This is a genomic window from Glycomyces albidus, assembly GCF_009451885.1.
Classification (GTDB): domain Bacteria; phylum Actinomycetota; class Actinomycetes; order Mycobacteriales; family Micromonosporaceae; genus Glycomyces; species Glycomyces albidus.
This window is the reverse complement of the sequence record NZ_WIAO01000074.1, coordinates 1-8,089: the sequence shown is the minus strand read 5'-3', so window position 1 is coordinate 8,089 and position 8,089 is coordinate 1. Positions and strand designations below refer to the sequence as shown.

Annotated in this window: 7 protein-coding genes; all 7 read right to left on the bottom strand. The window is 68.2% G+C overall.

The annotated features are described in order from the left end of the window. Nucleotides 1-297 (bottom strand): ATP-binding cassette domain-containing protein (locus GFD30_RS28155; RefSeq protein WP_322633628.1); only part of this gene is annotated, 297 nt, incomplete at its 3' end. Then, nucleotides 297-1,733, bottom strand: coding sequence for a transposase (locus tag GFD30_RS28150; protein ID WP_322633627.1), 1,437 nt, complete (start codon nt 1,731-1,733; stop codon nt 297-299). The genes GFD30_RS28150 and GFD30_RS28155, both read right to left, overlap by 1 nt. A 94-nt stretch (nt 1,734-1,827) precedes the next feature. After that, a complete protein-coding gene (locus tag GFD30_RS25900) occupies nt 1,828-2,790 on the bottom strand; it encodes an ABC transporter permease (RefSeq protein ID WP_153028036.1) in 963 nt (320 codons plus the stop codon). Continuing rightward, complete coding sequence (locus GFD30_RS25895) at nt 2,787-3,794, bottom strand: ABC transporter permease (RefSeq protein WP_153028035.1); 1,008 nt, start codon at nt 3,792-3,794, stop codon at nt 2,787-2,789. Before GFD30_RS25895 ends, GFD30_RS25900 begins: the two co-directional genes overlap by 4 nt. 21 nt (nt 3,795-3,815) lie before the next feature. Further along, on the bottom strand, nt 3,816-5,564 hold the full coding sequence (locus GFD30_RS25890) for an ABC transporter substrate-binding protein (RefSeq protein ID WP_407649207.1): 1,749 nt from the start codon (nt 5,562-5,564) through the stop codon (nt 3,816-3,818). Between the two features lie 457 nt (nt 5,565-6,021). Further along, nucleotides 6,022-6,618, bottom strand: a complete 597-nt coding sequence (recR, locus tag GFD30_RS25885; RefSeq protein ID WP_153028034.1) for a recombination mediator RecR — start codon at nt 6,616-6,618, stop codon at nt 6,022-6,024. A 455-nt stretch (nt 6,619-7,073) separates the two neighbouring features. Beyond that, on the bottom strand, nt 7,074-7,412 hold the full coding sequence (locus GFD30_RS25880; protein ID WP_227997137.1) for a YbaB/EbfC family nucleoid-associated protein: 339 nt from the start codon (nt 7,410-7,412) through the stop codon (nt 7,074-7,076). Between the last annotated feature and the right edge of the window lie 677 nt (nt 7,413-8,089).

Here is an 8,089-nt window from a genome sequence, read left to right as displayed (position 1 = left end):
GCCCCTGCTGCGGCCGCCGCCCGCGGCGACCGCCTGCGGTGCGGCCGCGGCGGCCTTGACCGTCCCGGGCGCCGGTTCCTCGGCCGCGGCCTGGACCGGCGCGGCCGCCCTGGGCCGCTTGGAGCCGCGGCCCTTCGGGAGCAGGCCCATGACGGCGAGGCTGGTGACGGACTTGCCGCACCCCGACTCGCCGACCAGGCCGACGATCTGGCCCTCCTCAACGGAGAACGAGACGCCGTCGACGGCGGTGGACGCGCCGAACGCGACCCGCAGGTCCTCTACTTCGAGCAGTGCCACTACTCCTGCCTGCTTCCATTTGTCCGCTCATTCCTGAGCTTCTGGATGTTTCGCTCTCCGCACTGGCACAGCGGCTCAATGCTGGAGTCCTGGTCCGGCAGTCTGGACCGTCGGCGGTCGGTCCGCTCCTGCAGGATCTGCTTCACCCGCCAGTGCGGGGTCCACAGGGCGATGTCGGCATCACCGAGTCTTCGCAGGACGTTGACCGCTCCGGCATGGTCTGCCTTCCACACGGCCCCGCACTCAGTGCAGTGAAGCCGATCCCCCTTGCGGATGCCGAGAGCATCAGTCCCGGGAATGACTTGTGACGTGTAGGCGGCGTTGACCAGCCGCACCGCAGAACCTCTGCGGCCCGACACGGCGTTGAGGGCTTCAGCAGTGAGCCCCTTGGTCCAACCGGCAAGACGCCGGTTGGTGTTCTGTCCCAGCCGCTTTCGGCTGGTGAAGGTCTTCGTGAGATCCTCAGCCACGACCATCGCAGCCTTGTCCACCACTCGATGGACTGCTTCGAACGTCACCGTTCGGACCTGTGCCTGCCATCGATCCCCTTGCCGGCGCCTCTTGACAGTGCCGAGGTTGTTCGTCCGTATCCGGGCGGCCTTCACACGATCCCCGCGAGCTTCGGCGCGTTCGGCAATGGAGAAGAGCTTCGCACGCCGTGCGTTCGTCGATCTCAGCTGATCCGAGCGTACGGTCAACAGGTCTCCGAGATCAGTGCCGTGCCGGACGCCATCGGAGTCCGTCAGGACCTCGGTGTAGCCCTTGTCAACTCCGATCGGGTCATTCCCACAGGGGCGCTGCGAGGACTTCATATCGGCGGCATCGATCTGGTAGTGCACCTCGACCAGGCCATCACGCAGGATCAAGCGGAGTGTTCCGGTGGGGGCCACAGTGGTATTCAATGGAATCTTCACCAATTTGCGCCGCTCCAGGCCCGGCACCGCCAGCCATACGTTTCCGCCCTCGCTCAGTGCGAAGGTCCGGAACTGGTCGGAGCGCACGACGATCTGATTGCTCGTACGGCTACGGCCCCGTCTCCAGTGCTTCCGCATCTGCCGGGACAGCCAGCGGTCGGAGGTCCAGTGGTCGAACCGGAGCGCCGTGTACAACCGCTTGCGCTCGCTCTCGTCTCGGGTACGCGCCCAAATGGCCCGTCGAACCCGAACTTTCGCGCTTTCACGGCTGGCGGCGATATCGGCGACCGCGTCGCGCACAGTCTCCTTCCATGCGTTCGCAAGAACGCCAAATCTCTGCGCGTCCCCGGATTCCATCCACTGATCGCGAATGGCCCGGTCGCGAACTCCCACACCGGCGATCGAACCGTATTGCCTCCATGCCAGCGCTCGCACCCGACCCAGCCGACGTGCCTGTTCAACCAGCATGTCGTACTTGCCCGGGTTGAGATCTACCGAAAAGGCAATACGAGTAACCTGCACCGCGCACCTCAGTCGAACTCGTGTGTCAAATACGAATTCGTAACGAGACGGCTCAACCAAGGGAGGCGGGCACGTGAGCACTGTCATAGCTCCCTCACTCCTGTCGTCTCAGCCTCGGGTCGAGCGATTCGCGCATGGCCTCGCCGAGGAGGGTGAAGCCCAAGGCGGTGACGATGATGCCGACCGCCGGGTAGATCGCGAGCTGCGGTGCGCCCGAAAGGAACCGCTGCGCGTCGGCGAGCATGGTCCCCCACTCGGGGCTGCCCGGGTCGGGATTGCCCAGACCCAGGTACGACAGCGCCGCGGCCTCGATGATCGCCGTGGCGAGCACGAGCGTGGCCTGCACGATGACCGGGCCGAGCGAGTTCGGCAGGATGTGCGAGACGACGATCCGGCCCTTGGGGACCCCCAGGGAGATCGCGGCGAGCACGTAGTCCGAGTGCGCCTGCGCCAGCATCGACCCGCGCAGCAGCCGCGCGAAGATCGGGATCTGCGCGACCCCGACGGCGATCATGACCGTGCTCAGCGACGGACCCAGCAGCGCGGCGACGCTGAGTGCGAGCAGCAGCATCGGGATCGCGAGCGCCACGTCGACGGTGCGCATGATGACCGCCTCCAGGCGCTCGCCCCACCGGCCGCCGAAGGTGCCCGCGGCGGCGGCCACGCCGCCGATCGCGGCGCCCGCGACGAACCCGATGAGGGTCGCGACCACGCCGACCAGGAGGGTCTGGCGGGCCCCGACGATCATGCGGGAGAACATGTCCCGGCCCAGGTGGTCCAGGCCGAACCAGTTCTCCGCGCGCGGCCCCGGGAAGACGTTCCGGTTCAGGAACACCTCGTTGCCCCAGGTCTGCGCGGTCGGGTTGTGCGGGGCGATGAACGGCCCCAGGACCGCGACCACCACGAACAGGCCGACGATGATCCCCCCGGTGACGGCCATCGGGGAGCGCTTGAGCCGCCGGAACGACTGGCGCCACAGCGAACCGGTCTGCGCCTCGCGTGCCGACACGCTCGCCTCGATGAGCCGGTCGAGCTTCTCGATTCGGGTTTGCGTCATGACCGCACCCGCACTCTCGGGTCGAGGAGGCCGTAGGACAGGTCCACGAGCAGGTTGATGACGACGTAGAACACGGCGATCACCAGGATGAAGCCCATGAGCGCCGGGTAGTCGCGCTCGGTCGTCGCCTGGTAGACGAAGGAGCCGATGCCGCCGAACGAGAACACGGACTCGGTGAGCACCGCGCCCGCGAACAGGCTGCCCAGGAGCAGGCCGATGATCGTCGCGATCGGCAGCATCGCGTTCCGCATCACGTGGCGGCCGCGGATCACCGAGGGCTTCAGGCCCTTGGCGTCCGCGGTGCGCACGTAGTCCTCGCCGACCACGTCGAGGACGCTCGCCCGGGTGATCCGGACGATGACCGCGAGCGGGATCGACGAGAGCGCGATCGCGGGCAGGATCAAGTGCTTGACCGCGTCCCAGGCGATGTCGAACTCGCCGGTGATGAGCCCGTCGAGGACCCGCAGGCCCGTGACGTCCGTGTAGTCGGCGCCGGCGGAGAGCCGGAACGTCGTCGGGAGCCACCCGAGCTCCTGCGCGAACACCACTTTGAGCATGGCCGCCAGGAAGAAGATCGGGATGCACGTGCCCAGGAGCGAACCGGAGACGGCCGTGAAGTCGAGCCACGTCCCGCGGCGCTTCGCCGCGAGGTAGCCGAGCGGGATGCCGAGGCCGACGGCGATGAGCATCGCGGCCAGCGACAGTTCGATGGTGGCGGGCAGCCGGTCGGCGAGCTCCGTGGCGACGGGCCGCCCGCTCGACAGCGAACTGCCGAAGTCGAGGCGGACGGCCCGTCCGAGGAAGTCGGCGTACTGGACCCAGATGGGCTCGTCGAGCCCCAGGGCGGCCCGCAGCGCCTCCCGCTGCTGGTCCGTGGCGTTCTCGGGGAGCAGCTGGTTCTCGGGTCCGCCCGGAAGGGCTTTGAACCACGCGAACAGCAGCAGCGAGAGTCCCAAGAGCGCCACGGACAACTGCAGGAGGCGCTTAACGGTGTAACGCAGCATATTCCGCTATTGATAGTCGATTTAGGAACCGGTGGTGAACGAAACCTGCGAGAAGTCCTCGCGCGTGAGCGGCGAGACGTCCGGCGGGTACACGTTCGGAGCGAACGCGATCGACGGCGGCGAGGACGAGATCGGCAGGCCCGGCAGCTCCGCCATCACCGCCTCGTTCGCGGTCTTCCACAGGTCGACGCGGGCCTCCGCGTCGGGCTCGGTGTTGGCCGCCGCGATCGAGTCGAAGACCTCCTGGTTGTCGAAGCCCCACTCGGTGGACGGGGCCGCGAACCAGGTGCCGAGGAAGTTGTACGGGTCGGCGAAGTCGCCGGTCCAGCCGAGCAGGTACAGCGGGCACTCGCCGCTGCGCGTGGTCGGGATGTACTCGACCCAGGTGATCGGACGGGCCTCGACGGTGACGCCCGCGGCTTCGAGGTCCGAGGCGATGATGTCGAAGATGTCCTTCGGCGCCGGCATGTACGGCCGGGTCACGTCGGTCGGGTAGCAGAACGTCAGCGTCAGGTCCTCCGCGCCGGCCTCGGCCAGCATGTCCTTGGCCTTCTCGGTGTCGTAGTCGTAGGTCGGGACGTCCTCCGAGTAGCCCTCCAGGCTCGGCGGGATGAACTGGGTCGCGACCATGCCGCCGGCCGGGAGCACCGAGTCGACGATGCGCTGGCGGTCGATGGCGTACGAGAGCGCCTCGCGGACGGCGTGGTTCTCCAGGGGCGCGTGGCTCTGCGTGTACGCGAGGTACAGCAGGTTGAACACGCCGCGGATCGGGACCTGGAAGCCGGCGTCGAGGAGCGCCTGCGCGTCGGCGGGGGCGGCGAGGTCGTAGCCGTGGATGTCGCCGGCCTCGAGGGCCTGGCGGCGGGCCGTCTCGTCCGAGATGGTCTTGAAGATCAGGGTCTTGACCTTGGCGGGCTCGCCCCAGTAGTCGTCGAAGCGGGTGAGGGTGACCTCCTGCTCGCTGTGGTTCCAGTCCTCGAGCATGTAAGGGCCGGTTCCGGCGAGGGTGCCGACGGTCTGGGTGTACTCGGGCAGCGGCGAGTCGGCCGCGGGGATCGTCACGTCGGCGACGGCGTCGATCGACGCGGGGCTGATGATCGAGAGCGACTCGAGGGTGAACGCGCCCGGGAAGCTGGACGTGTACTGGCTGATCGAGATCGTCACGTCGAGGCCGTCTGCGGTGCAGCCCTCGAAGATCGACTCGGTCTCGATGCCCATGGCCGGGTCGTTCTCGGCGAAGCCGCCGAAGACCGCCGAGTAGTAGTAGGTGAAGTTCGGGGACTGGAAGCCGCCCTTGAAGTTCGCCCACCGGTCGAAGTTCTTGCAGACCGCGGCGCCGTCGAGCGCGGTGCCGTCGTGGAAGGTCACGCCCTCGCGCAGGTGGAAGGTCCACTCGGTGCCTTCGGGGTTCTGCTCGAAGGACTCGGCGAGGCCGGGCACGGTGTCGGTGCAGTCGGCGTCGAGGAGCGTGTCGAAGACCTGGCGGTTGACGCGGAAGGTCTCGCCGTCGGAGGCGAGGATGGGGTCCAGGCTGGTGGGGTCGCCGGGGGTGCCGAAGACGAACGGCTGCGACTCGTTCGCCTCCGTGTCGATCAGGTCCTCGGTCAGCTCGTCGGTCCGCTCCGGACAGGAGAAGTCGAAGTCCTCGGCGGTGTCGGCGTCGCCGCCGGTGTCGCCGTCGGATCCGCAGGCAGTGAACAGGCCCACTGCCAAGGCGGCGCCTGCCGCTGCGGCGAGGGCGCGCCTGACTGGGGTTGGGGACGTGCGCATAGGTTGTCTCACCCGTCGGTCGTTGGGTATTCGGAGGTTCCAGACAGCCTAAGACACGGTGAGTTACACCACTGTTAAGCGTTATGTGATCGTGATCAATCTGCGGGGTATTGTTACCGAAACCGAACTATTACCGTGCATTCGGTTATTGTTGCACCCCAAAGCATCTCGGAAAAGGCTACGCATGGCGCCGGCCGGCCTCTCCGCGACTCGGTCACATCCATGTCACCCGGGCCCAGCCCACGGCGCGCCAAGTCAAAGTCACGCCGACCTGATCCGCAACGTGCTCACGTCCATGCCCTGCGGGCCCGGCCCGAGTACGGTCAGTCCATGTCCCCGCCGGCTCAATCCGCGGCGCAGTCACGTCCATGTCCTCGCGGGAGCGATCAGCCCATGTCACGCGGACCCGGTCCGCAGCGTGGTCAGTCCGTGTGTCCCGCCGCGGTGCGCGGTCGGGTCAGTCCATGTCACGCCGGCCGGAGAAGGCCCGCCCGAGCGTCACCTCGTCGGCGTACTCCAGGTCACCGCCGACGGGCAGCCCGCTCGCGAGCCGGGTCACCTTGAGTCCCATGGGCTTGAGCAGCATCGCCAGATACGTGGCGGTGGCCTCGCCCTCCGTGTTCGGGTCGGTGGCGATGATCAGCTCGGTCGTCTCACCGGCCTGGAGCCGCACCATCAACTGGCGGATCCGCAGGTCGTCGGGGCCGATGCCCTCCAACGGATTGATCGCCCCGCCGAGTACGTGATACCGGCCTCGGAACTCCCCGGTCCGCTCGATCGCGAGGACGTCCTTGGGCTCCTCGACGACGCAGATGAGCGCCTCCGACCGCCGCGGGTCCCGGCAGATCCCGCACTGCTCGGCCTCGGTGACGTTCCCGCATACCTCGCAGAACCGCACCTGCGCCTTGACGCGCTCCAACGCCGAGGTCAACCGCTCGACATCGGCACTCTCCGACGCGAGCAGGTGAAACGCCAACCGCTGCGCACTCTTCGGGCCGATCCCGGGCAACTGCCCGAGCTCCTCGATGAGATCGCCCAAAGCCCCGTCGTACAAGGAATTCCTCTTTTCACTGATCGCGACTCACACCGATCGAACGGCGCGAACCGCATCCATGGGCCCGGCCAAGACCCGAACAACCGCTCCGCCGGCCCGATAGGGCCGGCAGCCCAGCCAAACGGCCCACCTGGTCAACGGCACCCAATGCCCCAGGCGAGTCAGGCGCGCCCAACCCCGACCTCACAACCAACACGACCACACGGCCGCCGCGCCGACCCGAACCCGAGCGTCCAACGCCGCGAACCCGGCCACCCGCCACCGCCGGAAGCCGGCCGCGAGGTCGCCGCCGCCTTCCAGGGCCCGACTCACAAATGTATGAGCCGGAAGTCCAACGCCCGCAAGCCACCCGGCCCACCTCGGCCCTTGTGCATCCGAAGCGGCTCTTGTGCATTCGGAGCCTGGGCTGCCGCCGGCTGGCGCTTCTTGCGGACCGACTACATGCCCGGGCCCGACTACATGCCCGGCAGGCCGAGGCCGCCGGTCATGCCGCCGAGTGCGTCGCCGAGCGGGCCCATCTTCTCGGCGGCGAGCCGCTTCGCATTGTTGCCGGCCGCCTGGACGGCCGCGACCACGAGATCTTCGAGGGTCTCGACATCGTCGGGGTCGACGGCCTGCGGGTCGATCTTGATCGCCTTGAGTTCGCCGTCGCCGGTGACCGTGGCGGTGACGAGCCCTCCACCCGCCGAGGCGCTGACCTCGGACTCGGCCAGTTCGGCCTGGGCCTTCAGCATGTCGGTCTGCATCTGCTGCGCCTGCTGCAGCAGCTTCTGCATGTCTCCGCCTGGGAACATGTCCATCACTCCTCGCCGTTCGGCCCGGATCTCCTGGTCTGAGCCAGCCTAACCGCAAGGGCCGACGCTCGCCGCCCGAGCACGCCCGGGCGCAGAGCGTCCCACACGTCCCGGGCGGGGCCGTGGGGTGTGTGCGGGTGCACCGGCTGGATGCCGGTGCACCCGCGTTCACCTCGCGAGTGTGTCCGCAGGAGCCGCGCGAGGATGCACCCTCGCGCGGTCTTAGGGGGCGGCCCCCGGGGTTTCCCTCATGCTGCCGCCGGTCCTGCGAACCCTGACCGGTCCGACCACCCGCACTCCACCTCCACCGGCGAGTAGTCGTTTTTGCTATCTACGATCACAGATCGGGAAGTGTCTGCCAAGGATTGGTTTCGAGCCTGTGGATAACTTCGGATCCCGCTGCGTTTGCGCAGGTCGGTCGGGTGTGGACAACCGGCACGGGCTCAGGCGATCTGCTTGGCGCCGAAGGCGTTGGTCAGGAGCTTGACCGCCTGCTCCTCGCTGGTGCCGAACCCGCCCGGGGCGACCGGGTCGTCGGGGCTGGGCTCGTCGTAGTCCTCCGGCGGGGGCTCCTCGACCGCTTCGGCGGCCCGGGCCGGGCGGCGGCGCCGTTCGCGGCGGTTCGGGGCGCGGCGGACCTAGGCGCCGGGGCCGGCGCCGCTCCCGTCGGCGCTTTT